The 2,404-nt window shown below is 38.5% G+C and carries 3 protein-coding genes and 1 pseudogene; 3 read left to right on the top strand and 1 reads right to left on the bottom strand.

Features of this window, described 5'->3' with window-relative positions; all coding sequences use genetic code 11:
• The 3 genes and pseudogenes from P9B04_RS21205 to P9B04_RS21195 all read left to right on the top strand — a co-directional run.
• A pseudogene (locus P9B04_RS21205) lies at nt 1–246 on the top strand (siphovirus Gp157 family protein); the annotation flags it as partial.
• Between the two features lie 23 nt (nt 247–269).
• A complete protein-coding gene (locus tag P9B04_RS21200; RefSeq protein ID WP_342056960.1) occupies nt 270–473 on the top strand; it encodes a hypothetical protein in 204 nt (67 codons plus the stop codon).
• Nucleotides 474–484: 11 nt separating this feature from the next.
• Nucleotides 485–1,090, top strand: a complete 606-nt coding sequence (locus P9B04_RS21195; RefSeq protein ID WP_342056959.1) for a hypothetical protein — start codon at nt 485–487, stop codon at nt 1,088–1,090.
• Between the two features lie 115 nt (nt 1,091–1,205).
• On the opposite strand, the gene P9B04_RS21190 is transcribed toward P9B04_RS21195, so the two are convergent.
• On the bottom strand, nt 1,206–2,404 hold a 1,199-nt coding region (locus P9B04_RS21190), incomplete at its 5' end, for a lamin tail domain-containing protein (protein WP_342056958.1).

Below are 2,404 nucleotides of genomic sequence, written 5' to 3'. Positions count from 1 at the left end.
AAGCCCTTGCCTGGACTAGATTTAGTCGATGCGACATTTTTGCGTCGCTCCCCTTGTAAACTCTCAATGAGACGTAAACAGCCCCGTGTCTGTTTGAATATTGAACCTGAACAATTACCCAGTGAATACCAACGGGTAAAAATTGAAGCTAATCTAACAGAAATTAAGAAAGCTTTGAAAAGTAAGAAACAACTTGATTGGGCTTTCTTTAGTGATAATAAAGAATACAGTTTGATGATTAAGTGATTTTTAATAATAGGAGAAAACAGATGAATTATCCAAGTTGTCCCGTTTGGATTGGAATGATAGAAGAGGAATGTTCTTATTGGACTTCTAATCATAACTGGAGCGGTACTTATTATTATGTAGAGACTTTAGTTTGTATTCCTGCCATGTTAGAGCTTGAATTGATAGAAGAATGGGATACTTTTTTATCAAAACTGACAGAAAGAATAGAAAATAATGATTATTAGCGGAGAAAATTATGAGTAAATATCCTTGGTTATTATTTCACCCAAATATTCCCAAACCGTTACATGGGTTAGCCCCCAGAGTAATCAAAGGTCAGGAATGGTGGAACCAAACAAAACGAGAAGCGAAAGCGAAATTAGGCCAACATTGTTGGGCTTGTGGGGTTCACAAATATGACGCTAAATATCATCAATGGTTAGAAGCTCATGAATGTTATTCTATCAATTATGGTACAGGTAAAGTCAAATATGTAGGAACTTGCGCTTTATGTCATGCGTGTCATAATTATATCCATGATGGGAGAATGCAAATGATCGCTGGTTCTACTAATTTTTCCATAGAGAAATATATGGATATTATTGACCACGGTGAAAGTGTTTTAAAAAACTGGTTTAAGTTAAAAGGTTGGCGTTGGAAAGGTTATAAAGAAGTTTGTGAACCTTTCCGTCCTTATTATGAAGTCTATCCTAATTTACCTCGGTTTTCTGATAAAATAGAATGGGTCAAAGGACTAGGCGAAGCAGAATGGAATGATTATCATTTAATTGTTGATGATCAACGCTACGAGGCCAAACATAAAAGTTATGAAGATTGGTTACGGTTTTATCAAAACTATTAATAATTTTATAGATTTTTGTAGTAATTCCTCTGTAGTAAAATTATTTCCTAAAATCAAGAGTGCAAAGGAATTTAGGGCAGTAATTCCTTTGCACTGGTTTCAACTTAGACAAGGTTTAGAAGGAAATAAAAATATCTTCCTGAACGGATTGATCTGAGGTGTATTTGACACGAGATTGAACGGTGTCGTTGGCATCGAGGAGGGCAATGGTTCCCCCTTTGTTTCGGAACTGAGGAGAATTAGCAATCATACGTAGTGGCAAAAAATCACCAGGTTCAATGATGGTGTCAGTGAGCATAAAAACGAAGCCATTAGGGGCGATAATTTGCCAATTTTCCAAGTTGACAGACTCACTAGAAGCATTGAACAAGGTGATAGTTTCTTTGCCTGTTTCGTCGCCGCTTGGATTGATAAGTGCTGCCGCTATATGAATGAGATCGCCCTTAAATTCTGGCTGTTCTTCAGCCACAAAATCTTTTTTCAATCTACTGCTGCCTGTTCCACGATCACTGGAGTCACCACCACCAGTGTTTGAACCATCACCACCACCAGGGGTTGCGCCGTCCCTCCTGACACTGATGCCAAGAAACTTGGGGAAGAATGTACGAATAGAGGCAGAGTTATTGCTGAGGGTGAATAGCCTCAATTCATATTCGGCATTGTTAATAATGGCGTTTGAACGTCCAACTAAGAGTTTTACCATTGACAATGCAACTAAACCTTCGGGACTACAGCCCACCCAGAAGCCACCAATTGGTTTGTTCAGCAATTGTTTTTTACCTGTTGGGTTGCCGTTATTGTCAAATTCAGGTGCTTCCCAGGTGTAACTTAGGGTAATAACTTCAGGAACCAATATACCCTGATCATTATCATATTCAGACTTTCCATAAGAGATCCTATCCGAAAACTCCATTGTAGAGTTTTTTCCGCCATCATCGAGAAAGTATTTGTACCAAAAGTGGTAACCTCCTAACTCGGTGGGACTCTTATCTGGTTTTTCCCCCTCATCCTTTTGCTCACCAACAAAGACGTGTTCAAAGCCAGAGGCGTTTTTACTCCCTGCGTTACCCTGAAAGAAAAAGGCTTCTTCGATTGCGAGTGCAAATTCAATGTCACTAAGGTCTCTACGTCTATGATTAGCAATAGCTTCTTTGGCAATCTGAATAGGTAAGGTTGGAAGAATAGCTTCAATAAATTTTCGTTCTTCCTCCCTTTCAAAAGAAGATATTTCATCACGCTCGGCAGGATCGAGAGTATAGTTATTAGACCTCTTGCAAAAGTGTTTCATGGTATGATTAAAAGTTATCCATTTTT

The sequence above is a fragment of the Crocosphaera sp. Alani8 genome (assembly GCF_038442745.1).
Taxonomy (GTDB): Bacteria; Cyanobacteriota; Cyanobacteriia; order Cyanobacteriales; family Microcystaceae; genus Crocosphaera.
Note: the sequence above shows the minus strand (reverse complement) of the source record. Positions and strands in the feature narration are given on the sequence as shown.